Annotated in this window: 25 protein-coding genes and 1 tRNA gene; 13 read left to right on the forward strand and 13 right to left on the reverse strand. The window is 74.7% G+C overall.

Going from position 1 to position 23,603, the window contains the following annotated elements:
- Position 1 precedes the first annotated feature (1 nt).
- The 4 genes from GC722_RS17820 (at position 2) to GC722_RS13090 (ending at position 4,248) form a co-directional block, all read left to right on the forward strand.
- A complete protein-coding gene (locus GC722_RS17820; RefSeq protein ID WP_197430149.1) occupies positions 2-1,420 on the forward strand; it encodes a hypothetical protein in 1,419 nt (472 codons plus the stop codon).
- Positions 1,417-2,067 (forward strand): dTMP kinase, encoded by a 651-nt coding sequence (tmk, locus tag GC722_RS17825; protein WP_331714794.1) that lies wholly within the window; start codon positions 1,417-1,419, stop codon positions 2,065-2,067. The genes GC722_RS17820 and tmk overlap by 4 nt, the downstream gene beginning before the upstream one ends.
- Entirely contained in the window at positions 2,064-3,305 is a 1,242-nt protein-coding gene (locus GC722_RS13085; RefSeq protein WP_156610913.1) for a DNA polymerase III subunit delta', read from the forward strand. The genes tmk and GC722_RS13085 overlap by 4 nt, the downstream gene beginning before the upstream one ends.
- A 118-nt stretch (positions 3,306-3,423) precedes the next feature.
- Positions 3,424-4,248: a DoxX family protein gene (locus tag GC722_RS13090; protein ID WP_156610916.1), complete on the forward strand. Its 825-nt coding sequence runs from the start codon at positions 3,424-3,426 to the stop codon at positions 4,246-4,248.
- A gap of 82 nt (positions 4,249-4,330) precedes the next feature.
- Here GC722_RS13090 and GC722_RS13095 read toward each other — a convergent pair whose 3' ends face one another.
- Positions 4,331-5,278, reverse strand: a complete 948-nt coding sequence (locus GC722_RS13095) for a serine/threonine-protein kinase (protein ID WP_156610917.1) — start codon at positions 5,276-5,278, stop codon at positions 4,331-4,333.
- A gap of 124 nt (positions 5,279-5,402) precedes the next feature.
- Here GC722_RS13095 and GC722_RS13100 point away from each other — a divergent pair, with 124 nt between their 5' ends.
- From GC722_RS13100 to GC722_RS19325, 5 genes are all read left to right on the forward strand, one after another.
- The gene (locus tag GC722_RS13100) at positions 5,403-6,983 is read left to right on the forward strand and encodes an alpha/beta fold hydrolase (RefSeq protein WP_156610919.1); all 1,581 of its coding nucleotides are present in this window, start codon (positions 5,403-5,405) and stop codon (positions 6,981-6,983) included.
- Positions 6,976-7,674, forward strand: coding sequence for a sirohydrochlorin chelatase (locus GC722_RS13105; RefSeq protein WP_197430150.1), 699 nt, complete (start codon positions 6,976-6,978; stop codon positions 7,672-7,674). Before GC722_RS13100 ends, GC722_RS13105 begins: the two co-directional genes overlap by 8 nt.
- 204 nt (positions 7,675-7,878) lie before the next feature.
- On the forward strand, positions 7,879-8,550 hold the full coding sequence (locus GC722_RS19010) for a transglycosylase family protein (protein ID WP_156610921.1): 672 nt from the start codon (positions 7,879-7,881) through the stop codon (positions 8,548-8,550).
- A gap of 145 nt (positions 8,551-8,695) precedes the next feature.
- Positions 8,696-8,771: transfer RNA gene (locus tag GC722_RS13115), tRNA-Thr, on the forward strand.
- 54 nt (positions 8,772-8,825) lie between these two features.
- Positions 8,826-9,566: an ANTAR domain-containing response regulator gene (locus tag GC722_RS19325; protein ID WP_156610923.1), complete on the forward strand. Its 741-nt coding sequence runs from the start codon at positions 8,826-8,828 to the stop codon at positions 9,564-9,566.
- A 4-nt stretch (positions 9,567-9,570) separates the two neighbouring features.
- On the opposite strand, the gene GC722_RS13125 is transcribed toward GC722_RS19325, so the two are convergent.
- The 6 genes from GC722_RS13125 to GC722_RS13145 all read right to left on the reverse strand — a co-directional run bounded on the left by GC722_RS13125 (position 9,571) and on the right by GC722_RS13145 (position 13,730).
- Complete coding sequence (locus tag GC722_RS13125; RefSeq protein ID WP_156610925.1) at positions 9,571-10,839, reverse strand: oligogalacturonate lyase family protein; 1,269 nt, start codon at positions 10,837-10,839, stop codon at positions 9,571-9,573.
- 58 nt (positions 10,840-10,897) lie between these two features.
- Positions 10,898-11,878, reverse strand: a complete 981-nt coding sequence (locus GC722_RS13130) for an AraC family transcriptional regulator (protein WP_156610927.1) — start codon at positions 11,876-11,878, stop codon at positions 10,898-10,900.
- Positions 11,879-12,041: 163 nt separating this feature from the next.
- Positions 12,042-12,185: a hypothetical protein gene (locus tag GC722_RS17830; protein WP_197430151.1), complete on the reverse strand. Its 144-nt coding sequence runs from the start codon at positions 12,183-12,185 to the stop codon at positions 12,042-12,044.
- Between the two features lie 127 nt (positions 12,186-12,312).
- The gene (gene rpmG, locus GC722_RS13135) at positions 12,313-12,480 is read right to left on the reverse strand and encodes a 50S ribosomal protein L33 (protein ID WP_156610928.1); all 168 of its coding nucleotides are present in this window, start codon (positions 12,478-12,480) and stop codon (positions 12,313-12,315) included.
- Positions 12,481-12,571: 91 nt separating this feature from the next.
- The gene (locus tag GC722_RS13140) at positions 12,572-13,174 is read right to left on the reverse strand and encodes a Clp protease N-terminal domain-containing protein (protein ID WP_156610930.1); all 603 of its coding nucleotides are present in this window, start codon (positions 13,172-13,174) and stop codon (positions 12,572-12,574) included.
- Between the two features lie 136 nt (positions 13,175-13,310).
- Positions 13,311-13,730: a ChaB family protein gene (locus tag GC722_RS13145; protein WP_331714795.1), complete on the reverse strand. Its 420-nt coding sequence runs from the start codon at positions 13,728-13,730 to the stop codon at positions 13,311-13,313.
- 164 nt (positions 13,731-13,894) lie between these two features.
- Here GC722_RS13145 and GC722_RS13150 point away from each other — a divergent pair, with 164 nt between their 5' ends.
- Positions 13,895-14,728, forward strand: coding sequence for a sigma-70 family RNA polymerase sigma factor (locus GC722_RS13150; RefSeq protein ID WP_156610933.1), 834 nt, complete (start codon positions 13,895-13,897; stop codon positions 14,726-14,728).
- 106 nt (positions 14,729-14,834) lie between these two features.
- On the opposite strand, the gene GC722_RS13155 is transcribed toward GC722_RS13150, so the two are convergent.
- From GC722_RS13155 to GC722_RS13170, 4 genes are all read right to left on the reverse strand, one after another.
- Complete coding sequence (locus GC722_RS13155; RefSeq protein ID WP_156610935.1) at positions 14,835-15,023, reverse strand: hypothetical protein; 189 nt, start codon at positions 15,021-15,023, stop codon at positions 14,835-14,837.
- Between the two features lie 25 nt (positions 15,024-15,048).
- A complete protein-coding gene (locus GC722_RS13160; RefSeq protein WP_156610938.1) occupies positions 15,049-16,098 on the reverse strand; it encodes a helix-turn-helix transcriptional regulator in 1,050 nt (349 codons plus the stop codon).
- A 169-nt stretch (positions 16,099-16,267) separates the two neighbouring features.
- On the reverse strand, positions 16,268-16,921 hold the full coding sequence (locus tag GC722_RS13165; protein WP_231747863.1) for an ANTAR domain-containing protein: 654 nt from the start codon (positions 16,919-16,921) through the stop codon (positions 16,268-16,270).
- Between the two features lie 85 nt (positions 16,922-17,006).
- Positions 17,007-18,185, reverse strand: coding sequence for an alcohol dehydrogenase catalytic domain-containing protein (locus tag GC722_RS13170; RefSeq protein ID WP_156610942.1), 1,179 nt, complete (start codon positions 18,183-18,185; stop codon positions 17,007-17,009).
- Between the two features lie 171 nt (positions 18,186-18,356).
- Here GC722_RS13170 and GC722_RS13175 point away from each other — a divergent pair, with 171 nt between their 5' ends.
- Together GC722_RS13175 and GC722_RS13180 are read left to right on the forward strand one after the other, a co-directional pair.
- The gene (locus GC722_RS13175) at positions 18,357-19,127 is read left to right on the forward strand and encodes an SDR family NAD(P)-dependent oxidoreductase (RefSeq protein WP_156610944.1); all 771 of its coding nucleotides are present in this window, start codon (positions 18,357-18,359) and stop codon (positions 19,125-19,127) included.
- Positions 19,128-19,290: 163 nt separating this feature from the next.
- Positions 19,291-21,318, forward strand: coding sequence for a PhoX family protein (locus tag GC722_RS13180; RefSeq protein ID WP_331714796.1), 2,028 nt, complete (start codon positions 19,291-19,293; stop codon positions 21,316-21,318).
- Positions 21,319-21,411: 93 nt separating this feature from the next.
- Here GC722_RS13180 and GC722_RS13185 read toward each other — a convergent pair whose 3' ends face one another.
- Positions 21,412-22,011, reverse strand: a complete 600-nt coding sequence (locus tag GC722_RS13185; protein WP_156610946.1) for a rhomboid family intramembrane serine protease — start codon at positions 22,009-22,011, stop codon at positions 21,412-21,414.
- Positions 22,012-22,064: 53 nt separating this feature from the next.
- Positions 22,065-22,823 (reverse strand): class I SAM-dependent DNA methyltransferase, encoded by a 759-nt coding sequence (locus tag GC722_RS13190; RefSeq protein ID WP_331714797.1) that lies wholly within the window; start codon positions 22,821-22,823, stop codon positions 22,065-22,067.
- 97 nt (positions 22,824-22,920) lie between these two features.
- Here GC722_RS13190 and GC722_RS13195 point away from each other — a divergent pair, with 97 nt between their 5' ends.
- On the forward strand, positions 22,921-23,586 hold the full coding sequence (locus tag GC722_RS13195) for a DUF1707 SHOCT-like domain-containing protein (RefSeq protein ID WP_197430152.1): 666 nt from the start codon (positions 22,921-22,923) through the stop codon (positions 23,584-23,586).
- Positions 23,587-23,603: the final 17 nt, after the last annotated feature.

A 23,603-nucleotide genomic window follows, 5' to 3' on the forward strand; every position in this document is an offset into this window, starting at 1 on the left:
CGTGGCCCGCCAACCCGACCCCGACGGGGCCGCCCGCCGCTACTTCGAGCTGCCGTTCGCCGTCCCCGGGCAGCGGCTGGTCCGTCCCGACCTGGGCCTGGTCAGCATGGTCTCCCGGGGTCCCGAGCACTCCTACGAGCTCGACGTCACCATCCTGGACGCCGCCGACCTGAGGCTCACCCGGGCCGGGATCACGCTGGCCCACCGGGTCGCCGACGGCCACGGCGAGTGGTACCTCGCCGCGCCGGCGTGGGCGCCGCTGCTGCCGGAGGAGACGGTGGAGCCCATGCTGGACTCCGACCTGCCCCCCCAGATCGCCGAGCTGGTGCTGCCCTTCCGCCGGCAGGCCGCCCTGCAGCCGGTGGCGGCGCTGCACTGCGAGCGGGCCGCGTTCTCCATCCGTGGCCCCGAACGGCGCACCAGGGCGGTCGTCCACGACGACCGGGTGACCGTGCGCCGCGGCGGCGTCACCGTCTCGCGCTACCGCGAGGTGACGCTGCAGCCGGTCGACCTCAACCGCAAGCAGCTGGGCTGGCTGACCGAGACGCTGCAGGCCGTCGGCGGCACCCGGGTGGAGCGGCTGCCCTCGCCCGGCAGCCGGCTGGGCGTGCCGGCGTCCGGGCTGGACCGCTGGAGCCGCACCGGGTGGGACACCGGCACCGACCTGGAGGGGTTCGTCACGGCCCTGGTGGCCTCGCGGCTGCGGGAGTGGCTGGTGGCCGACCTGTCGCTGCGCACCGGCAGCACCGACTCCGCCGGCGACCTCACCGAGGTGCTCTCCGGGCTGCGGGGGGAGCTGCGGGGTCTGGGCGCCGCGCTGGACCCGACGTGGCTCGACGAGGTCGACGAGGAGCTGGACTGGCTGGTGGCCGAGCTGGGCGGTGCCGTCCCGGCCGCCGGCGCCGGCCGCGAGCAGCTGACGGCGGTGCTCGCCGGGCAGCGCTACCTGCACCTGCTGGACCTGGTGGTGCAGGCCTCGCTGGTGCCACGGCTGGGGCGCGGGGCGGAGTCGCCGGCCAGCGAGGCGCTGGGCCGCTCGGTCCGGGCGGCGGCGGAGGAGCTGATCAAGGCCGGGCGCCGGCTGGGTCCCAGCTCGCCGCCGGTGGACTGGGTGGCGATGGGCGCGCTGGTCGAGCAGGCCCACGCCGCCACCCTGGTCGCCCGCCGCAACCTGCCGGGCTGGGCCCGCAAGGTCGACAAGCGGCTGCGGCGGGTCTCGGACCTGCTGCCCGGCTGCGTCGACCCGCAGCTGGAGACCATCGAGCACTCCGTGGAGGACCTCGGCCCGCAGCAGGCCTTCGCCGCCGGCCGCCGCTACGAGCAGCTGCTGACCGCGCAGAGCCGGGCCCGGCGCGAGCTCCTCGCCCGCTGGCCCCAGCTGGAGAACAAGCTCCGCACGGCGATCAGGGCCTCCTGGTGAGCGCGCCGGGGGTCTTCGTCGTCTTCGAGGGCGGCGACGGGGTGGGCAAGACCACCCAGGTCCGGCTGCTGGCCGAGCGGCTCACCGCCAGCGGCCGTCCGGTGGTGCTGACCCGCGAACCCGGCGACACCGCCGTGGGGGCCCGCATCCGCGACCTGCTGCTCGACCCGGCCCACCCCGAGATGGCGCCGCGGACCGAGGCGCTGCTCTACGCCGCCGACAAGGCCCAGCACCTGGCCGAGGTGGTCCGGCCTGGGCTGGCCCGGGGGGCGGTGGTGGTCTGCGACCGCTACGTCGACTCGATGCTGGCCTACCAGGGCGCCGGTCGGGTGCTGGCGGTCGACGAGGTGGAGGAGGTGGCCCGGTGGGCCACCGAGGGCCTGCGGCCGTCCCTCACCGTGCTGCTCGACCTCGACCCGGACCGGGCGGTCGCCGCCATCGCCGGCAAGGACCGGCTGGAGGCGGAGTCGGTGGAGTTCCACCGCCGCGTCCGGGAGGGCTTCGCCCGGCTGGTGGCCCGCGACCCCGACCGCTACCTCGTGCTGCCGGCCCGGCAGCGCCGCGAGGAGATCGCCGAGCAGGTGTGGCGACGGCTGCAGCCGCTGCTGGCGCCGGTGTCGGTGGCGAGTGGCACGGTGGAGCCATGACCGTGCTGCCCGGTGGCCTGCCCGCACCCGCCCCCACCGCGCCGCCCCGCCCGGTGGAGCTGCTGCCCGGGGTCTGGCGCGACCTCGTCGGCCAGCACGGTCCCGTCGCCACCCTGCGCCGGGCGGCGGCGGGGGAGCCGCACGCGATGAGCCACGCCTGGCTGATCACCGGGCCGCCGGGGTCCGGGCGCTCCACCGCGGCCCGGGCCTTCGCCGCCGCCCTGCAGTGCGACCGGCACGGCTGCGGGGAGTGCCAGCAGTGCCGCACCGCGCTGTCCGGCGCCCACCCCGACGTCACCCTGGTGCGCACCGAGCAGCTCTCGATCGGCGTCGACGAGGTCCGCGAGCTGGTCCGCCGGGCGGCGATGAGCCCCACCCTGGGGCGGCGCCAGGTCCTCGTCGTCGAGGACGCCGACCGGCTCACCGAGCGCGGTGCCGACGCGCTGCTGAAGAGCATCGAGGAGCCGGCGGCCAAGACGGTCTGGCTGCTGTGCGCGCCCACCTCCGACGACGTGGTGCCCACCATCCGCTCCCGCTGCCGGCTGCTCACCCTCTCCACCCCCCGACCGGCCGACGTCGCCGCGCTGCTGCACCGCCGCGACGGCGTCGACGAGGCGCTGGCCGCCCACGCCGCCCGCGCCGCCCAGGGACACATCGGCCGGGCCCGCGTCCTCGCCCGCGACGAGGGCGCCCGCAACCGCCGCCGGGAGGTGCTGCAGATCCCCGGGCAGCTGACCGGGCTGGGTGCCTGCCTGACCGCCGCCGCCAACCTGGTCGAGGCCTGCGCGGAGGAGGCCGCCGCGGCGACGTCGGCGCTGGACGCCAAGGAACGCGCCGCGCTGGAGGAGGCCCTCGGCTTCGGCACCCGGGGTGCCCGCCCCCGGCAGGCGGCCAGCGCCCTGAAGGAGCTGGAGGAGCAGCAGAAGGCCCGGGCCAAGCGCTTCCAGCGCGACGCCCTGGACCGCGCGCTCACCGAGCTGACCGCCTGGTACCGCGACGTGCTGGCGCTGCAGACCTGCCAGGCGCGCGAGGTCGCCCCCGAGCTGGAGGGCCGCCCCGGGCCCGAGCTGGTCAACGCCGAGCTGCGCGCCGAGATCGCCGTGGCCGCGCGCCGGGGCTCCCCGGAGTCGACGCTGCGCCGCATCGACGCGCTGCTGGCCTGCCGGCAGGCGCTGGAGACCAACGTGGCCCCGCTGCTGGCGGTGGAGGCCATGATGATCGCCCTCGTCGAGGGCTGAGCCCACCGGCCGCCCGTCACGGCGCCCGACACTCCGCACCGGCTGCGGGCAGATGGGGGCGGGCGTTGACAGAATCGGGCGGTACGCAGGTTCCCCACTGCCCCAGAAGGAGTCCGAGATGAGCTCACCGGATCCGGAGAAGAAGGACGACGCCTCCCAGGCCTCCACCGGCGCCCCCTCCAGCGCCACCACCGGGTCCGGTCCGCGATCCGAGGACGACACCGCGACGACGACCCTGCCGCGCACCTCGGCGGCGCCGGCCGACACCGAGCAGACGACGGTGATGCGCTACCCGGACGCCGACCGCGACCGGTCCACCGCCCGCACGACCGGCACGGGCACCGGCGCCGGCAGCACGGGCGCGGCGACCGGCGGCGCCACCACGGCGGCGCCCGAGGACCGCGCCAGCGCCCGGGCCGCCGCCCGCGCCGAGCGCGAGCGCGCGCTGGGGGTGCGCAACCACCCCGCGCCGGTGGAGGAGGAGGTCGACCCGGGCCCGACCAAGCACAACACCGACCGCTTCCTGGGCTCCCTCGGGCTGTTCCTGCTGCGGCTGGTCACCGCGGCGGTGATGGGCGTCCACGGCGCCCAGAAGCTGCTCGACATCGACGGCACCACGCAGTTCTTCACCAGCACCGCGCTGCCCTACCCGGAGGTCTTCGCGCTGGTCACCGCCATCGGCGAGGTGCTGATCGCGCTGGCCCTGCTGCTCGGCCTGCTGGTGCGGGTGGCCGGGCTGGGGGTGCTGGCGATCTCCGTCGGCGCCCTGGTGCTCGTCCACTGGTACCGCAACCCGTTCGTCGCCGGGCAGTCCGGCTTCCAGGGCGAGCTCGAGCTCGTGCTCGCCGGGGTCGGTCTGCTGCTCGCCTGCGTCGGCGGCGGCTGGTGGGGCATCGACGCGGCGCTCCGCCGCGGCCGCGCCCGCCGGCGCGCCGGCGTCTGAGCTCCGGCCCCCGAACTCCCGGCTGACGCCCCGGTGCCCCTGCGGGCACCGGGGCGTCGTCGCGCCCGGGCAGGAGGGGGGGTCAGATCAGCAGGAGCAGGAGGAGCAGGGCGGCCAGCACGGCAGCTGCCACCGCCACCACGGGGACCCAGCGGGGGCTCCCGGGACGACGGGTGGCCGGCGGCCGGCCGCGGCGCTGGAGGGCCTCGTCCAGCTCGGCGGCCCGCCGCCGCAGCGGCTCGATCTCGGCCGCCGGCGCGGCCGGGGACGGCTCCAGCTCGAGCTCGTCGAGGGTCACCACGGTCACGCCGGGGTCCTGCTCCCAGGAGCCCCCGGGGCCGGCCGGCAGCCGCAGCAGCCCGAGGGTGCGGTGCTCCCGGTCCGGCGGCAGCTGGGCGACCACGTCCTCCCAGACGCGCCGCATGACGGCCTGCTGCGCCGCGTCGTCGTGGCGGGCCGGCCACATCGCCCGGCTGACCCGGCCCATCAGGGCCGCACCGCGGGCGAGCCCGATGCGGGCCGAGCGGGGCAGCTCCTCGGCGGGCAGCGAGTCCACGGCGGCCAGCACGGGGTCGAGCTGCGGCCGGGGGTCGGCGCCGGGGGCGAACAGCGTCAGCACCGCTCCGAGCCGGGTCGTGCCCTCCCGGTGCAGCAGGACGGCGACCACTCCGGTGGCGGGGGCGCCCGCCGTCAGCCGGACGGCGGCGGCCCCGAAGGGCGCCCCCGAGCCGGTCCGTCCGGTGGCCAGCACCCCCTCGGTGTCGGCCTGCTCGCCGCTGGAGCGGAGGGTGGTGGCGAGCTCTTCCCGGACGACCGCCAGGTCGGGCAGCTCGACACCCAGCCGGACCACCACCGCGGACGGCACCCCGTCCACCGTCCACACCCAGCAGCCGGTCAGGAAGCCGCCGACGGCCAGGTCGACCAGCGGCAGGGTCACCCCGCGCAGGGTCGCGAGGTCCTCGCGGAGCTCGGCGGCGGCCACGCCGTGGTAGTCGGCGAGGGGGACGAGGGCGGTGCGGGCGGCGGACACCCGCCACAGGATAGGGAGCACGGAGGTCCCGCCCTGCCCGGCCACCAGCCAGCCCTGCTCGCACCCGCCGGCGCGGTACGCCGTCCCGCCCGTGCCGGGGAGGCGCCTCGCGTAGGGTGAACGGGTGCCACCGACCAGCAAGCGGGTGACCGCCTCGATCGCCGCGGTGCTGGCGCTGGTCCTTCCCTCCTGCACCCCCGGGTCTCCCACGGACCCGGCGCCGACGCAGAGCTCGCCCGCGCGGACGGGCTCCCCGAGCGCGGAGCCGTCGGACCACCCGGACCGTCCCGACCCGCAGGTTCCCGACGTCGCACCGGAGGGCTTCGTGACGCCGCCGCCGGGCCAGGGCGCCGAGCGCTACCGGCAGCAGCGGATCGGGTGGACGTCCTGCGGGGCCCACCAGTGCGCCACGGTCGCGGCCCCGCTGGAGCACGCCCGGCCGGACCGCCAGGCCATCACCCTCAGCCTGCTCAAGGTCCCCGCCACCGAGGAGCCACGGCTGGGCACGCTCTTCGTCAACCCCGGCGGCCCGGGCTTCCCCGGCACCAGCACCGCCGCCGAGCTGCCCCGCACCGGGCTCGAGCAGTACGACATCGTCGGCTGGGACCCCCGCGGGGTGGGCGGTTCGACGCCGGTCCGCTGCTTCCAGGGCGAGGACGTGGACGCCTACATGGCCCTCGACACCTCACCGGACGACTCCGCCGAGCGGCAGGCCCTGGTGGTGGCCAACCGCTCCTTCGGCCAGTCCTGCCTGGAGCGCTCGGGCGAGCTGCTGCAGCACATCAGCACGCTGGAGACGGTGCGCGACCTCGACCTGCTGCGCTCCCTGGTCGGTGACGAGCGGCTCAGCTACCTCGGCTACTCCTACGGCACCTACATCGGGGCGCTGTACGCCGAGCTGTTCCCCGACCGGGTGGGACGGCTGGTGCTGGACAGCGCGGTCAACATCACCGACGCCGAGGACGTCACCCAGGCCGAGGGGTTCGACCGGGCCCTGGGCGCCTTCGCGGACTGGTGCGTGAGCCAGGGCTGCCGGCTGGGCACCACGCGGGAGGAGGTGCTGGAGCAGGTCACCACGATCTTCGACGCCACCGACGTGCAGCCCATGGCCACCGCCGGCGACCGCCAGCTGACCCAGTCGCTGGCCGTCACCGGCGTCGTGCTGCTGCTCTACAGCGAGCAGAGCTGGCCGCAGCTGCGCGAGGCCCTGGAGCTCGCCGCCGACGGCGAGGGGGACGCGCTGCTGTTCTACGCCGACCAGTACAACCAGCGCGGTGAGGACGGGCAGTACGGGCAGAGCACCTTCGCCTTCCCGGCGATCAGCTGCGTCGACACCGCCGACGGCGGCCTGGACGAGGCGCTGGAGCAGTGGCAGGCCGACGAGGAGGTGGCGCCGGTGTTCGGCCGCTACTTCGGTCCCGCGCTGACCTGCCCGGTGTGGCCGGTCACCCCCGACGTGCCCGAGGGCACCATCACCGGGGCGGGGGCGGACCCGCTGCTGGTGATCGGCACGACCGGCGACTCCGCCACCCCGTACGAGTACGCGGTGTCGATGGCCGAGCAGCTGGAGTCGGGGCACCTGCTCACCCTCGAGGGCGAGGGCCACGGCGCCTTCGGCGACGGCAACGCCTGCGTCGACGGGGCGGTGGTGGCCTACCTGACCGAGGGCACGCTGCCGCCCGAGGGGACCCGCTGCCGTGAGTGAGCGCCGGGACCCGGTGCTGCTGCTGTGCGCCCACGGCACCGACAACCTGCAGGGCCGGGCCGTCGTGGACACGCTGGCGCGCCTGGTGGCCGAGCGGGGTGTGCGGGTGGCGCAGACCTGGGTGGACGTCCAGCACCCCCAGGTCGAGGAGGTGCTGACCGGCCTCGTCGGGGCGGGGGAGCAGGTGGTCGTCGTGCCGGCCCTGCTGTCGGCCGGCTACCACACCCAGGTCGACATCGCCCGGGCCGTGGCCGCCCACCCGGGACGGGCGGTGGCCACCGGTGCCCTCGGGCCCGACCCGCAGCTCGCCGCGCTGCTGCACCGACGGCTGCGTGAGGCCGGCGCCGGGCCGTCCGACGCCGTGGTGGTGGCCGCGGCGGGTTCCAGCCGCAGCGACAGCGCCCGTGACGTCCGCGCGGTGGCCGACCTGCTCTCGCAGCGGTGGGGGAGCGAGGTGGCCGTCGGCTTCGGCGCCAAGGCCGAGCCGTCGGTGGCCCAGGCCGTCGGCGCCGCCCGGGCCGGCGGCGCGACCAGGGTGGTGGTGGCCAGCTACCTGCTGGCGCCCGGCTACTTCCACGACCGGCTGCTGGAGCAGGGGGCCGACGTGGTCACCCAACCCCTGGGCGTGGCGCCGGAGCTGGTGCAGGTGGTGCTCGACCGCTACCGCTCGGCGCTCCCTCCCGCTTCCTGAGAGACATTTGGTTTCCTCTCAACCGTTGCTTACTGTGGAGCACGGCCTCGCGCACCAAGCGGGGCTGATCCGGGGGTTCACGACGCTCCCGGACCGCGTGACGCGTGCCGGCCCGCCTGATCCCACCGGTCGGCACACCTCCGGGAACGTCCCGGGCGCAGTGGGAGTGGACTCCGTCCACCGGCGGCACAGGAAGGAACACTCGTGACCAAGCAGAAGATCGCACGCCGCGTGACCGGAGCCGCCGCAGCCGCAGGGCTGGCGGCCGGGCTCTCCCTGATCGGCACGACCACCGCCCACGCCGACAGCGTGTGGGACGAGGTGGCCGCCTGCGAGAGCGGTGGCAACTGGTCCATCAACACCGGCAACGGCTACTACGGCGGTCTGCAGTTCTCCCAGTCCACCTGGGAGGCCTACGGCGGTACCGGGCGTGCCGACCAGGCCAGCAAGGCCGAGCAGATCCGCGTCGCCCAGGCGACCCTCGAGGGCCAGGGCCCCGGCGCGTGGCCGGTCTGCGGCGCCAAGGCCGGTCTGACCCGCTCCAACGGCGGCGCCTCCGCCTCCGGCAGCACCTCCTCCGAGCAGAGCTCCTCCAGCTCCTCCAGCAGCCAGGGCCAGCAGTCGCAGGGGCAGCAGTCGCAGAGCCGCCAGAGCGAGCCCAAGCGTTCCAACGGCAGCTACTCCGCCAGCACCTCCGTGACCCCCAAGCGGGCCGTGACCGGTGAGACCGTCACCGTGCGGGCTGGCGACACCCTGAACAAGATCGCCCAGCGCGAGGGCGTCGAGGGTGGCTGGAAGGGCCTGTGGCAGCTCAACACCGACACGGTGAGCAACCCCAACATGATCTACGTGGGCCAGTCGATCGTCGTCGGCTGACGCACGCCGCCCGCACGGGCGGGGCCTCGACGGGCCCGGGGCGCCCCCGCGTCCCGGGCCCGTGGCCTGCCCGGGGTCCAACCACGGATTGCGTGCGGCCGTCCGCCGACGGCTATAGTGAGCAGCCGTGCGGTCGTCCGCACCCGCCGCCTTAGCTCAGATGGCAGAGCGACGCACTCGTAATGCGTAGGTCTCGGGTTCGATTCCCGAAGGCGGCTCCACGCACAGGCAGCCCGACCTGGGCCGCCGTCGTCCGCCGAGTCGAGGGAGCCGCCGTGCCGGACGAGGCCAGAGGTGCCGCCATCCGCGCCCGACTCGGCACGGCGCTGACGACGGCCGAGGACGTCGAGAGCTACCTGCAGGCGGCGGTCGACTCGCTGGCCGAGGTCACCGGCCTGCCGGTCTCCTCCTCCCTCTCCACCAGCGTCCAGGGCCACGCCTACACGATGGCCACCACCAGCCGGGAGGCCTGGCAGGCCGACCAGGTCGAGTTCGACGCGGCCGAGGGCCCCTGCTGGGAGGCCCTGCAGCTGGGCCGGCTGCACGGCGGCATCGACCTGGACGAGGAGAGGCGCTGGCCCACCTGGTCCGCGGTCGCGCGGCTGCTCGGGTTCCGCTCCGGGGTGGCGGTCATGGCCGAGCTGAGGCCGGGGGACCGGCTCGTGCTCAACTGCTACGGCGAGGACAAGACCCTGCTGGACCCGGCGGCCGTCGAGCGGGCCCAGCAGTTCGTCGACGAGCTGGCGGCGACGCTGCCGGTCGCGCTGCGGATCGCCCAGCAGGCCAGCGACGTGCACCACCTGCAGCAGGCCCTGGTCAACCGGTCGGTGATCGACCAGGCGCTGGGGGTGCTGATGGCCCAGAACCGGTGCTCCCGCGACGAGGCCTTCGGCATCCTGCGGCGCGCCTCCCAGAACCGCAACGTCAAGCTGCGCGACGTCGCGGCGGCGATCGTGGAGCGCCTCACCGGGCACCCGGTCGCACCGCCCGCCGGGTTCAACCGCTCCCAGGACTGAGGCCTCAGCGCGGCGGCTGGGGCAGCGCGGGCCCGCGCTCGACCAGGGCCTGCGGCACCTCCACCACCATCAGGTCCAGCGACCGGCCCTCGGTGAGGCGGCCGGACTGGATCAGCACCCGGCGGCTGTCCGGGCTGAAGATGGGGTGGGTGTGGTCGGGCTTCATCACGTGCCCGGTCGTCAGCACGGTCTGCTCCCCGCTGCGCCGGTCGATCAGCGTGACGTCGCCGGCGAAGTCGTCGGCGACCGCCCAGCGGCCGTCGGGGGAGCCGTTGCAGTGCCAGAACCCCTGCCCCGGACCCTGGCCCAGGAGGCGCACCGCGTCGGTGCGCAGGTCCAGCACGGCGACCCCGCTGGGCTTGGTGGCCAGGTAGGGCAGGTGGGCCATCACGTTGAACATCAGCTCGTCGGGGCCCGAGACGGTCTCGTGGGTGACCCACTCGTCCGGCGTCTCCCGGTAGAGCGGGCGGTTGTTCGAGCCGTCGGCCCGCACGCCCCAGATCCGCTGCGGGGCGTCCCCGGTGGTCTCGTGGCAGTAGATGATCTCCCCGGGCACCCACGGGTTCACCTGCACGTGCCCCATCCGGAAGTCGACGTCGAGCACCGTGGTGATCTCACCGGTGGCCAGGTCGATCCGGCGGATGCCGCCCGGACCCCGACCGGCCTCGGCGAAGCGGCGCCGGGCGGCCTCCCGCTCCTCGGCGGGGTCGGTGTTGGCCGAGTCCACCGCGGTGCGGACCCCGCGCTCGGAGCCGACGGCCCAGGCCGGCTGCTCCCAGCCGACGCCCCAGTAGGCGGCGCTGCCGTCGGGGTCGACGGCGAAGCCGCCGGAGTCACGCAGGTCGTCGGGCAGCACGCAGACCACCCGCTCCGGGGGCGTGGTCAGCCCCGGACGTCCCGCCAGCGCGTTCTCGACGAGCGGGTCCAGCTGCAGCTCCACGAGCTCGCGCCGGCCGTCGCGGGTGCGCATGTGGAACAACCGGTTGCTGTCGCGGGCGAGGTTCAGGCTGCCGGTGTCCATGCCGGGGTCGTCGGTCAGCTGCACGATGTCGCCGCGGGCCTCGTGCACCAGGAAGGCCTGCGAGCCGTTGCCGCCGCGCTCGGAGCGGAAGAGCACCCACTCCCCGTCCGCGGTCCAGGTCGGGTGGGTCTGGTACGGCTTCGGGCTGCCCGCCGGGTGCGAGGTCAGCACCCGGACCTCCACCCCGGTCACCGGGTCGGTGTAGCTGCTGGTCTCGCTGGGGTGCCGGACGCCGGTGTTCGGGGTGCTCACGTGGGAAAACGCTATCTCGTCGCCGGGCGGAGCGCACGAGGGGTCCACGGCGGAGGTCTCAGGAGCGCAGCGTCTCGCTGGGAGAGCGGCCGTACACCGCGCGGTAGTGGCTGGCGAAGCGACCCGGCCGCGGGAAGCCCCAACGGGCCGCGACCGCGGCGACCGTCCGGCCGTCCCCGGGCTGGGCCTCCAGCAGCTCGCGGTGGGCGCGCTCGAGACGGACACGGCGCAGGTACTCCGAGGGGGTGGCGGAGTGGTGGCGGGCGAAGGCGTACTGCAGGGCCCGCACGCCGATCCCCGCCGCGGCCGCGATCTGCGCGGCCGTGACGGGCTCCCCCGCGTGCTCCTCGATGAAGGCGGTGGCCCGTCGCACCGCCGCGGGTGCCGACCCGAGCGGCTCCCGGGAGGGGGACAGCGACATGGTCGTGTTGGGGAAGGTCGCCAGGGCGGCCACGGCGAGGTGGCGGACCATCTCCTCGGCGAGCACCGGGTGCCCCAAGGCCGACCCGCCGTCGAGCATCTGGCGGTTGGCCAGCGCGAAGACGTCGAGCCAGTACCGGGCCGCGGCCGCGTCGACCGGAGCCAACCCGCAGAACCGGAGCTCGCCGGGCGGCAGGCCGTAGCGCTCCTCGGCGACCTCGCGGACCCGGTCGAGCGGGAGCGCCAGGGTGGCGAGCTTGGGGTCCTCCCAGGACACGTCCAGCGGGACGCCCGTCGGCAGCAGCACGGCGTCCCCCCGCTGGAACCGGTGCACGTCGCCGGGCACCCCGATCTCGTAGCGGCCCTGGGTGATGTGGCCCAGCAGCAGGTAGTGGAAGGGCTGGGTCGTCGTCTCGTACCGGGTCGGGCTGTGCCACCGGGTGGCCTGCAGCGAGGGTCCCTCGGCCACCCGTGCCACCGTCGTCCCCCCGGGCGTCCGCGCGCGACGCACCCGGCCCTCGTGCGCGATGATCGTGCGCTCGACGACCTCGGCCACCTCGTCGGTGGTGCGGGCGACCAGCGTGTGCTGCTGGATCGGGGGTGCGGGGTGCTCGGACACGGGAGTTCTTCTTCGGGAGAGGTCGGGGCCGGCTGCCTGACCCTGCCGCCTACCAGGCTACGGGACCGCTCGGCAGGGGTGCGAACGCGCTCGTGCCCGCCGGTCACGGGGACCGGCGGGCACGAGACGTCGACCGGGAGCGCCGAGCGCGTCCCGGAGCAGATCAGCGGCGGGTGCGCGACACCTTCCGCAGACCCTCCTTGATCTTGCGCTGGTTCTCGGGCTTGCGCAGCTCGCGCTCGGCGATCTGCAGGACCTTGCCCACCACGGCGCCCTTGACGGCACCCTTCAGCAACCTGGCGATCATGTGCCACACCTCCTCTTCCTTCCCTCCAGTCAACCAGACAGGACCACGACGGCCGCCGCCCGGCGCCGGAACCAGGGGAAGACCGGGGTGGACCGGTGCTCGACCCGTCCACCCCCTCAGACCGCGGTCAGCGCTGCTCGCGGAACTCCACGTGGCGGCGGGCGACCGGGTCGAACTTGCGCAGCGTCAGCCGCTCGGGGTCGTTGCGGCGGTTCTTGCGGGTGACGTAGGTGAACCCCGTGCCGGCGGTGGAACGCAGCCGGACGACGGGACGCAGCTCGGTGCGGCTGGCCATGGTGACCTCCTGGTCGTTGAGAACGGTTCTCCTTCCCTAACACCGGGAGGGGTCCGGACCTTCCCGCCGCTGCCGCCCGGTGCAGGTCGCCTCAGCGGTCCCGGCCCAGGTCCACCACCCCCTGCTCCACCGCCCTGGCCACCGCGTCGGCCTCCTGCTGGGTGAGCGTGCCCGCACCGACGGCGTCGGCGAGCCGCTGCTGCAGCGCCGCCGCGCGGTCGGCGTCCGCAGCCTCGGCGGCGGCCTGCAGCGCCTGACGCACCTCCTCCTCCCCGACGCCCAGCTCCTCGGCCAGGGCCGCCGCCAGGGCCGCCCGACGCCCGTCGCGGGCCGCCTCCCGCTCGGCGTCGGTCGGCTCGTCGCCGGCCTCGGAGGAACGGTCCGGCAGCTCCTCGCGGGCGTCCTCGAGGGCGGCGGTCACCTCCGCCTCGTCGACGCCCAGCTCCTCGGCCAGCCGCGCGGCGAGCCCGCCGTCGCGGGGACCGCCGGCGGGTCGTCCACCGGCGGACGGAGCCCCCTCCTGCTGCCCGGCGGCCGGCCCGCCGGACGGCGGGGGGCTGGACGTGTCGTCGGCGGCGGCGACGCCCACGCCGCCGCCCAGGGTCAGGGCGCCGGCGGCGACGACCGCCGCGGCCCGGGCCCGGTGGCCCCGCCTCGTCGGCGCGGTCGGGGTGCGGTCCTGCTGTCCGGTCATGGTCTCTCCTCCCGTCGGGGCGACCTCGGTCGCCCGGCCGCCGGGTGCGGCCGGGGACCACGGTGCGGCGCCCGGCTGGCAGCGACCTGGGGCTGCGCTGTCGGAGGGCTGTGGACCTCGGTGCCCGGGGGAGGGGCTAGTCGCCGCGCGCCCGGGCGGTCTCCCGGGCGCTGGCCCGTCGCAGGGCCTCGACCAGCTGCTGCTTGGTCATCCGGCTGCGCCCGGGGACGTCCAGCCGGCGGGCCAGCTCGTACAGGTGGGCCAGGCTGGCGTTGGCGTCGACACCCCCGGCGGTGGCGCGTCCGCTGTCAACCCCTCCTTCGGCCTGGGCGTCCGAGGGGCCGGCGGTCTCCTTGGGCTCCCAGTGGTCGCCCACCTTCTCGTAGGAGTGCTTGACCGCGCTCCACGCCACCCGGTGGGCGCGCCCACCCTCGCCGTACTGCTCCACCGCGGCGTCATGGGCTGCGGCGTAGGTCCGCCGGGCGTGCTCGTCGGAGCGCTGCAGGGTGCTCGGCAGCTCCTCCGAGGGTGCCGGCTCCGGGGTCCCGGCGCTCACGACCACCACCTCCTGGCCCGTCCCGTACCCGTTTTCTCGGCTTCGTCTCAGACACTTTCACCCGGCGGTCCTTGTGTCCTGGGCCGAGCGGTGGTTCTGTGAGGGCAAGGCCAAGCAGCGCGCCTTGTACCACTCGTTGCCCCCAACGAACAGAGGAGCTGCTCGTGTCCGCACCCACCGCCCCCGCTTCCGGCGCCGACAACCCGCTCGAGGCGGCTGTCGCGACCGTCCCCACCCGCGCCGACGACCACGCCGAGGTCGAGCTGCGCACCGCCGAGCTCTTCGAGCGGCTGGCGCAGTGCCCCGAGTCCGAGCGGGAGATGCTGCTCGACGAGGTCGTGCTGCTGAACCTCCCGCTGGCCGACTCGCTCGCGCGGCGGTTCCGGCACCGCGGCGAGGACGAGGAGGACCTGGTGCAGGTCGCCCGGGCCGGCCTCACCGAGGCCGCCCACCGCTACCAGCCCGACCGGGGCCCGTTCGCCGGCTTCGCCGTCCCCACCATCCTCGGTGTGCTGAAGCGCCACTTCCGGGACCGGGGGTGGATGGTCCGCCCGCCCCGCCGGTGCCAGGAGGTCGTGCTGTCGATCCGCAAGGCCTGGCCCGAGCTGACCCAGGAGCTGAAGGCCGAGCCGACCGACGCCCAGCTGGCGGAGTACATCGGTGAGTCCGTCGAGGCCGTCTGCGCGGCCCGCCAGGCCGAGCAGGGGTACCGGCCGGTGGCCATGGACCTCAGCCCGACCGAGGGCGTCCACCCCGAGAGCGACGACACCTTCGAGATCAGCGCCTGCGAGGCCCGGCTGCTCATGGAGCGGGCCATCCAGAGCCTGGACGAGCGCGAGCGCCGGCTGGTGTTCATGCGCTTCTACGAGCAGCGGACCCAGAGCGACATCGCCGCCGAGCTGGGCACCAGCCAGATGCAGGTCTCGCGGCTGCTGGCCCGGGTGATGACCAAGCTGCGCGACGTGGTCGGCTCGCTGGACGACTGCTCCCAGAACTGAGCAGCGCCTCGGCGCCGGGCACAGCCCGGCGCCAGGGCCGAGACGCACGACCGCCCGGCTCCCCTGGGGGAGCCGGGCGGTCGCGTTCTCGACGGCGGGTGCGACGTCAGTCGTCGTCGCGGGGATCCACCACGTAGACCCAGTGGTCGATCGAGTCCTCGTCCTCGTCGAAGCCCACCGGGTCCGGGCGGTACTCCCAGTCGGTGATCGGCTCCCAGAGCAGCTGGCTGATGTCGTCCGGGGGCCGGGGCGCCAGGGTCGGTCTGGCAGGTGCTGGATGGGTGGGGGTCGTCATCACACGCTCCTTCGCGGCCGGGGGATCACGACAGCTCCATACCCCCTGCGGGCGGGTCGAAACGGTCGGCGTGCAGGGTCGTGCTCGGACGCTGGCCGAACACGCTGCGGTAGAGCGCGGCGAACTGGCCCGGGTGGTGGAACCCCCACCGGGCCGCGATCTGGGCCACCGTCGCCCCGTCCCGGGCGTCGGCGCGCAGCAGGTCGGCGTGGACCCGGTCCAGCCGCAGCCGGCGCAGGTAGGCCGCGGGGGTGGTGTCGAGGTGCCGGCGGAAGGTGTACTGCAGCGCCCGCTGGGTCACCCCGACCGTCCGCGCCACCTCCTCGACGCTGATCGAGTCCCCGGCCGCCCCCTCCAGGATCTCCAGCGCGTGCCGGAGCGTGTAGGGGACCGGTTCGCCGGCGGTCGGGACGGCGGCGTCGGCGCTGACCGACCCGGTGAAGGTGCCGAGGGCGGCCACCGGCAGGGCGTGCTCCAGGGCGCGCAGCACCGAGGGAAGGGCGCCGCCTCCGTCGTGGGCCAGCAGCAGGGAGCGGGCGGCGGCCACCGTGTCGCGCCAGGCGGCCCCGGCCTCGGGCGAGATGGGACGGCGCCCCGGCAGCCGGCGGAGGTCGGTGCCGCCGGTGGGCAGCAGGGACGGGTCGACGAGCAGCAGGGACAGGGTGGGGAACTGGGCGCTGAGCACGACGTCCTGGCCCGGTGCGCCGAGCACGAAGCTGTCCCCGGCGTGGTACTCCTCGCTCACCCCCGCCGCGTCGAGGCGCAGCCGACCGCGCACCAGCGTGCCGAGCACCAGGTGCCGCAGCGACCCGACGGTGAGCTCGGTGGTGGCGGTGGTGGTGACCTCGTCGAAGCTCAGCCCGCCGGCCACCACCCGGTCGTGCCGGAAGGACACCTCGCGGCTGGCGCAGTTGCCGCGGATGCGCACCTTGAAGGTGCGTGCCACGTGCTTGAGGGCGTCGCCGGCGTGCTGGCCCTCGAAGGTCGTCCGCCCCGTCGAGACGGTGGCGTGGGCGGGGACGACGGGGTCCGGTACGAGGCGGAGGGCCTCACGGGGAACGGAGTCAGTCGACATGCGGGTCCTGGGTCCGAGCTGGTCTACCAGGCCGCTTCTTGACCCGAACGCGTGCGTCGCCGGAGCGCGCGCGCTCAGTATACCGTCCCCCGCCGGAGGCGGTTCTCATTCAGCGCGCCGGAGGCGGTTCTCATCCAGCGCGCCGGAGGCGGTCCTGATCCAGGCGGGCCTACTCCAGCTCGCCGGCGGTGGTCAGCTGCTCGGCGATGGCGCGGACCTTGCTGTTGCGCCGCTGCGAGACCGCCGTGAGCAGCTCGAAGGCCTGGTCCGGGTCGAGACCGAGCCGCTCCATCAGGATGCCCTTCGCCTGGCCCAGCACGTCACGGCTGGCGATCGCCTCCTCCAGCTGCTGCTCGCGCCGACGCAGCGCCAGCACCACCGAGGCCAGGGCGGCGAGGGCCCCGGCCACCCGCGGCAGCGGCTCCTCGAGGGCCTCCGGGCCGGGTGCCCACAGGGTGAGGCTGCCCAGCCGCTGCTCACCGACCACCAGGGCCAGGGCGAGGCAGGAACGCAGCCCCGTCCCGTCCACGGCGGCAGCCAGAGGCGGCCAGGTGGCGGCCACGTCGGCAGCCGGCAGCGCCAGCGCGGTCGGTCCGACCATCGTGGCGGGCCCGGCGCCGGTGCTGGTCTGCTCCTCCTCGAGCAGGCCGGGCCGGGGATCGCTCAGGTGGATCTCGTCGGGATCGAGCCGCAGCGAGACCGAACCACCGGGGACCAGCTCGCAGGCCAGCGCGAGGAGCTCCAGCGGCATCCGGGCGGTGGGCGCCTCCACCAGGCGCGAGGCCCAGCTGTGCCACCGGGCGGCGTCCACCGAGAACTCCATCACCGGGGTAGCCTCCTGAGGGTCGCGGCAGCCGTCAAGGCGGCGCGAAGCCGGCCGGCGCGCCCTGGGAGCGGCAGACGAAGCGTCAGGGGTGGAACACGATCTTGATGGCGCCGTCCTCCTTGCGCTGGAAGCGGCGGTAGGCCTCGGGGGCCTCCTCCAGCGGGAGGTGGTGGGTCGCGAACGTCTCCAGGCCCAGCGGGTCGGCGTCGTCGACCACCAGCGGCATCAGCTCGTCGAGCCAGCGCCGGACGTTGGCCTGGCCCATCCGCAGCGTCACCTGCTTGTCGAACATGGTCTGCATCGGCAGGGTGTCCGCCGCCCCGGCGTAGACGCCGCTCAGCGAGATCGTCCCGCCGCGGCGGACCGCCTCGACCGCCGTGTGCACCGCGTGCAGCCGGTCCACGCTGGCGGTGGTCATCACCGGCCGGGCCAGCGGCCCGGGGAGCCAGCTGGCGAGCTTCTGCGCTGCCTCGGCCGCCGGCGAGCCGTGGGCCTCCATGCCGACCGCGTCCACCACGGCGTCCGCGCCCCGGCCTGCCGTGCGGTCGAGCACGTGGTCCACCACGTCCCCGTCCCGCAGGTCGACCACGTCGACGCCGAGCGCGCGCGAGCGGGCGATCCGCTCGGGGACCAGGTCGACCCCGATGACGCTGATGTCGCGCTGCAGCGCGATGCGGCAGGCCATCTCGCCGATCGGCCCCAGCCCCAGCACCAGCAGGGTCTCACCCGGCTGGATGCCGGAGTAGGCGACGCCCTGCCAGGCCGTGGGCACCACGTCGGAGAGGAACAGGTAGCGGTCGTCGGACGCCTCGTCGGGCACCTTGATCGGCCCGTAGTCGGCGTGCGGCACCCGCAGCAGCTCGGCCTGCCCGCCGGGCACGGCGCCGTAGAGGTCGGTGTAGCCGAACAGGCGGGCGCCCATGTGGTGCTCGCGGACCTGGGTCGTCTCGCACTGGGTCTGCAGCCCGTGCTCGCACATGAAGCAGTGCCCGCAGGCGATCTGGAAGGGCACCACCACCCGGTCGCCCAGCTCGAGCTGGGGCACCGCGGAACCCTTGGCCACCACCCGCCCCATCGGCTCGTGGCCGAGGACGTCACCGGGGTGCAGGAAGGCGCCGAGGGTCTCGTAGAGGTGCAGGTCGGACCCGCACAACCCCGTCGAGGTCACCTCGATGATGATGTCGGTGTCGTCGACGAGGACGGGGTCGGGGACCTCCTCGACCCTGACGTCCCGCTTCCCGTGCCAGGTGACTGCCTTCATGCGCTCCCCATCAGATGTTGCGGTCGATCCGTGCTCCGCGTACCCGGGGAGTCCTCGGCCGAAACGGTCGGACCGCCTCCCCGCGACCCGCGACGACCTCACGGTAGCGTGGTCGCCGGACCCTGGCGCGGAGCCCGACGGCGGGCCGCCCGGCGCAGGGCGAGGAGGGGCATGGGCGGATCGGCAGGCACGTCGGCGGTCGACGTCTCCGGCAAGGTGGTGGCCGTCACCGGTGCCGCGCAGGGCATCGGACGCGCGATCGCCGAAGCCCTCGTCGCCGGCGGCGGCACCGTGGTGGTGGCCGACGTCGACGCCGGGCGCGGTGCCGCCACCGCCGCCGAGATCGGCGCGGGCTTCGTCCCCGTCGACGTCACCGACCCCGCCTCGGTGGCCGAGGCGGTGGCCGCGGTGGTGCGCCAGCACGGCCGGGTCGACGGCTGGGTCAACAACGCCGGCGTCACCGTCAACGCCGACGCGGAGTCGATGACCGACGAGCAGTGGCGCAGGGTGCTGCAGGTCAACCTCGACGGCGTCTTCTACTGCTGCCGGGAGGTGGGCCGGCAGATGCTGCAGCAGGGGTCGGGCGCCATCGTCAACATCGCCTCGATGTCGGGCCACGTCTCCAACACCCCCCAGAACCAGGTCGGCTACAACGTGTCCAAGGCCGGGGTGATCATGCTGACCCGGTCGCTGGCGGGGGAGTGGGGCGGCCGGGGGGTGCGGGTCAACTCGGTCTCGCCCGGCTACACCGCCACCGCGCTGCTCGACGAGGTGGTCGCCCGCGACCCGGAGATGACCCGGCGGTGGTTCGGGCTGACGCCGATGGGACGTCCGGGGCGCCCCGACGAGATCGCGCCGGTGGTGGCCTTCCTGCTCTCCGACGCCGCCAGCTTCGTCACCGGCAGCGACTACGGCGTGGACGGCGGCTACACCGTCTGGTAAGCGGGCAGGGCGATATCCGCAGCAGCGGCGTGACGAAATAACACCCTCTCCAGAGGTTGACGCCGCTGACGGCTGCTCGTCACCTGCCGTTCACCCGGCCCTCCTTGGCTGGTCGCACCGTGCGTGGCTCCGGGGGGAGCGCGCCCCGACCGAGGAGATCCCTGTGCAGTTCCTTCCCATGCTCGGCAAGACCCACGGCAGCCGCAGCGCCGTCACCTGCCACCTGAAGTGCGACTCGGCCTGCGACTCGCCGGTGCCCAACCAGAGCAGCGAGCCCAGCTTCCGCGACGTGGCCGAGGCCGCCCTCAGCCGCCGTTCGGTGCTGCTGGGCGGCAGCGCGCTGGCCGCCGCCGCCGCGATCCCGTTCACCGTCGGGCAGCCGCTCCCGGCCGCCGCCACCGAGGGTGCGCGCGCGCCCGGCGAGAAGGCCGTCCGCGGCAAGCTGCCGTTCACCCCCATCGCCGCCGTGGACGCCGCCGAGGACGCCTTCACCGTCCCGCAGGGCTACGAGTGGCGCGCCATCATCCGCTGGGGCGACCCGCTGTTCCACGACTCCCCGGCCTTCGACCCGGAGAACCCGGACCCCGAGGCCCAGGAGCGCCAGTTCGGGTACAACAACGACTACCTCGACATCCTCGTGGAGAAGAACGGCAAGAAGGCCCTGCTGTGCTGCAACCACGAGTACACCAACCGCAACATCATGTTCCCGCCGTCGCGCTCCGCCGCCGAGGAGGAGCAGGTCCTCAAGGCCACGATGGCCGCCCACGGCTTCGCGGTGGTCGAGCTGGAGCGCAACCGCAAGGGCGCCCAGTGGCGCTACATCAAGGGCGCCCCCCGCAACCGGCGCATCACCGCCAGCACCCCCTTCGAGCTGACCGGCCCGGCCGCCGGCTCGGACTTCGTGAAGACGGCGGCCGACCCCGAGGGCACCACCGTGCTCGGCACCATCGGCAACTGCGCCGGCGGCACCACCCCGTGGGGCACCATCCTGTCGGGTGAGGAGAACTTCAACGGCTACTTCAAGGCCGACCCGAGCGCCCGCGGCAGCGCCCGCTACGGCCTGAACAACCGCCCCTCGAACTACGGCTGGGAGGCGATCGAGCCCCGCTTCGACGCCACCTCCGAGGCCTACCGCAACGAGCCGAACCGCTTCGGCTACATCGTCGAGATCGACCCGAGCGACCCCACCTCCACCCCGCGCAAGCACACCGCGATGGGCCGGTTCAAGCACGAGGGGGCCAACGTCCGGGTGGACGAGGACGGCACCGTGGTGGCCTACATGGGTGACGACGAGCGCTTCGACTACCTGTACAAGTTCGTCTCCAGCCGCAAGTTCATGAAGGGCGGCTCCGCCAAGGCCCGTCGCAACAACCTGCAGCTGCTCACCGAGGGCGACCTCTACGTGGCCCGCTTCAGCGGCTCCCAGCGCCCCGACAACGACAACCTGGGCCGCGGCGTCTGGCTGCCGCTGGTCGTGGACGGGGAGTCCCGCGTGCCGCAGATGAGCGTCGAGGAGGTCCTCGTCTTCACCCGCGAGGCCGCCGACAAGCTGCGTCCCACCCCGATGGACCGTCCCGAGGACGTCGAGCCGAGCCCGCACTCGGGCAAGGTCTACGTGGCCTGCACCAACAACACCAACCGTGGGGTGGGGCAGAACCCGGGCACGGACGCGGCCAACCCGCGCGTGAACAACAAGGAGGGCCACATCATCGAGATCACCGAGCGCGGCAACCGCGCCGGTGCCACCAGCTTCGACTGGAACATCCTGATCGTCTGCGGCGACGAGAGCACCGAGGGCACCTACTTCGCCGGCTGGGACGGCCCGGTGGCCCCGATCTCCTCCCCCGACAACCTGGCCTTCGACTCCGAGGGCAACCTGTGGATCTCCACCGACGGCCAGCCCGGCACCATCGGCAAGGCCGACGCCCTGCACCGGGTGCCGCTGACCGGCGCGGAGCGCGGTCACCTGACGCAGTTCCTGGCCGTGCCGAACCAGGCCGAGACCTGCGGCCCGGTGATCCACGACCAGGACGGCTCGGTCTTCGTGGCCGTCCAGCACCCGGGTGAGGACGGCAGCTGGGACGACCAGCAGTCCTACTTCCCCGACTACGTGCCCGCCGGGGCCAAGCCGCGCCGCGGCGAGTGGCGCGGGCCGCGCCCGTCGGTGGTGCAGGTCACCCGGAAGCGCTGAGCACCAGCACCGGCAGCACCGGTCGAGCGGGTGGGGACGTCACGTCCCCACCCGCTCGTGCGTCCCCGACCGGCCGCGGCGAGGTGGGGCGCGTCAGCGGCGGCGGCCCGCGACCACCCGCTGCCGCCGGGCCAGCAGCCAGGCCATCAGCACCCCGGCCAGCGCGCCGAACAGGTGGCCCTCCCAGCTGACCCCCGACTGGGTGGGCAGCACGCCCCACACGATGCCGCCGTAGGCGAGCAGCACGAACAGCGAGGCCGCCATCGCCAGCGCGCGGCGGACGAAGATGCCCCAGCAGAACAGGAAGGTGGCGTAGCCGTATACCAGTCCGCTGGCCCCGATGTGGACCGTCCCGTCGGCGCCGAGCAGCCAGACGGCCAGCCCGCCGAGGACGGCGATGCCCAGCGTGGCCGCCCAGAACCGGCGGGTGATCAGGGCGGTCAGCACACCCAGCACGACGAAGGCACCGGTGTTGGCCACCAGGTGGGCCAGCCCGCTGTGGAGCAGCGGCGAGGCGAGCACCCCCGCCAGCCCGTCGACCTCCCGGGGCTGGATGCCGAACTGGTCCAGGAAGCCGCCCAGGACGGTGTCGACCAGCTCGCTCAGCCACATCAGCACGGTGAGCACCAGCGGCGGCAGGGCCGGCGCCACGGCGCCCAGCAGCCGCCCGCGCGGCTCGAGGGTGGTCGACATGGCACGAGTGTAGGTGCGCCGGCTGTGCCCGCCGCCGGTCGTGGGGAAGGGGGTCAGCCCGCCGGCAGGCGGTAGACCGAGACGTGGGAGGTGGACTCCGCGGTGAGCTCCGTGCCCCGCCAGTCGGCGTGCCGGCTCTCGAGCTCGAGCCCGGCCAGCTGCGCCATCAGGTCGAGCTCGGCCGGCCAGATGTAGCGGTGCGGGCTGCGGAACAGCTCGGCCTCGCGTCCCCGCCCGAAGCGGAAGTGGTGGGAGACCAGCCGCTGGGTCACCGGGTCGAGGAGGTCGAGGCCGATGTAGCCGGGTTCGGCGGTGAACACCGTCCCGGGCTGGCCCGGCGGCAGGACGCGCAGCTGCGGCACCCACAGCTCGACCACGAAGCGCCCACCGGGGAGCAGGTGGCGGGCCGCGTTGCGGACGCAGGCGACCTGCTCGGCCTGGGTCAGCAGGTTGGAGATGGTGTTGAACACCAGGTACACCAGCGAGAACCGCCCCGGCGCCGTGGCGGTGGCCATGTCACCCAGCACGACCGGCAGCGCGTCGGCGTCGACCTTGGTGCGCAGCTGGTCGACCATCGGCTGAGACAGCTCGATGCCCGTCACCGGCACCCCGCGCTGCAGCAGCGGGACGGCCACCCGGCCGGTCCCGACGGCGAGCTCCAGCGCCGGGCCGCCGTCGGCGAGCTCGACCAGCCGGTCGACCGTCGGGCCCAGCACCTCCTCGGCGAACATCCCGGTGCCCGGGGTGTCGTAGCGCTGGGCGGCCACGGCGTCCCAGATCTCCTCCTGCCGCACGTCCTCGTCGGGGGTCACGGGCACGACGATGCCCCCGGCCGGCAGGTGTGTCCACGGGATAAGGGTGCTCCTGGCAGCCTGTCCCGGCGCACCCGCACGTCGCTACGCTCGGCACATGTCAGAGCAGCAGCCGCAGCTGCGGATCGGTGACCGCGAGCGCGACCTGGTGGCCTCCGTCCTGCAGGACGCCATGGCCGAGGGGCGGATCACCATGGAGGAGATGCAGGAGCGGGTGGACGCCGCGCTGCGCGCCCGCTACTTCTCCGACCTCGACCCGCTCGTCGCCGACCTGCCCATCGAACCGCCGTCGACGGCGCTGACCCGCCCCCGCCCCGGTGTGGAGCCGCGGCTCGCCAGCACCCCGGGGTCGTCCGAGGCCGACCGCCTGGTGCTCGACGCCGGCTGGTCCAGCGTGGCCCGGACGGGACGCTGGGACGTGCCCCCGTTCATCGAGATCAACGCCTCGCTGGGCTCGGTGAAGCTGGACTGCCTGCAGGCCGTCGCCCCACCGGTGGTCGACATCCGCGTCATCGGCAGCGCCGGCAGCGTGACCATCGTGGTCCCCGAGACGTGGGCGGCCAACGTGGACCGGCTGCGCACCGGCTGGGGGTCCGCGCACTGCAAGCTGCCCACCAGCCCGCAGCCGGGCGGCACGTTGCTGGTGCTGCACGGCTCGGTGGGGATGGGCACGCTGAACGTCCGCAACGCGAACTGGTTCGACCGCCGCAAGCTGGAGAAGCAGGGCATCACGACGGCCCGGCGCCCCGAGCTGGGGCGCTGAGGCCCACCCGGCCAGTC

This window comes from Auraticoccus cholistanensis, assembly GCF_009742705.1.
In the GTDB taxonomy this organism is placed as follows: domain Bacteria; phylum Actinomycetota; class Actinomycetes; order Propionibacteriales; family Propionibacteriaceae; genus Auraticoccus; species Auraticoccus cholistanensis.

Bases quoted from the DNA above. Each gene is read 5' to 3' on its own strand.
- GC722_RS13085 (WP_156610913.1), top strand. From the start codon at position 2,064: ATGACCGTGCTGCCCGGTGGCCTGCCCGCACCCGCCCCCACCGCGCCG.
- GC722_RS13090 (WP_156610916.1), top strand. From the start codon at position 3,424: ATGAGCTCACCGGATCCGGAGAAGAAGGACGACGCCTCCCAGGCCTCC.
- GC722_RS17830 (WP_197430151.1), bottom strand. From the start codon at position 12,185: ATGATCGCCAGGTTGCTGAAGGGTGCCGTCAAGGGCGCCGTGGTGGGC.
- rpmG (WP_156610928.1), bottom strand. From the start codon at position 12,480: ATGGCCAGCCGCACCGAGCTGCGTCCCGTCGTCCGGCTGCGTTCCACC.
- GC722_RS13140 (WP_156610930.1), bottom strand. From the start codon at position 13,174: ATGACCGGACAGCAGGACCGCACCCCGACCGCGCCGACGAGGCGGGGC.
- GC722_RS13155 (WP_156610935.1), bottom strand. From the start codon at position 15,023: ATGACGACCCCCACCCATCCAGCACCTGCCAGACCGACCCTGGCGCCC.
- GC722_RS13160 (WP_156610938.1), bottom strand. From the start codon at position 16,098: ATGTCGACTGACTCCGTTCCCCGTGAGGCCCTCCGCCTCGTACCGGAC.
- GC722_RS13165 (WP_231747863.1), bottom strand. From the start codon at position 16,921: ATGGAGTTCTCGGTGGACGCCGCCCGGTGGCACAGCTGGGCCTCGCGC.
- GC722_RS13170 (WP_156610942.1), bottom strand. From the start codon at position 18,185: ATGAAGGCAGTCACCTGGCACGGGAAGCGGGACGTCAGGGTCGAGGAG.
- GC722_RS13175 (WP_156610944.1), top strand. From the start codon at position 18,357: ATGGGCGGATCGGCAGGCACGTCGGCGGTCGACGTCTCCGGCAAGGTG.
- GC722_RS13185 (WP_156610946.1), bottom strand. From the start codon at position 22,011: ATGTCGACCACCCTCGAGCCGCGCGGGCGGCTGCTGGGCGCCGTGGCG.
- GC722_RS13195 (WP_197430152.1), top strand. From the start codon at position 22,921: ATGTCAGAGCAGCAGCCGCAGCTGCGGATCGGTGACCGCGAGCGCGAC.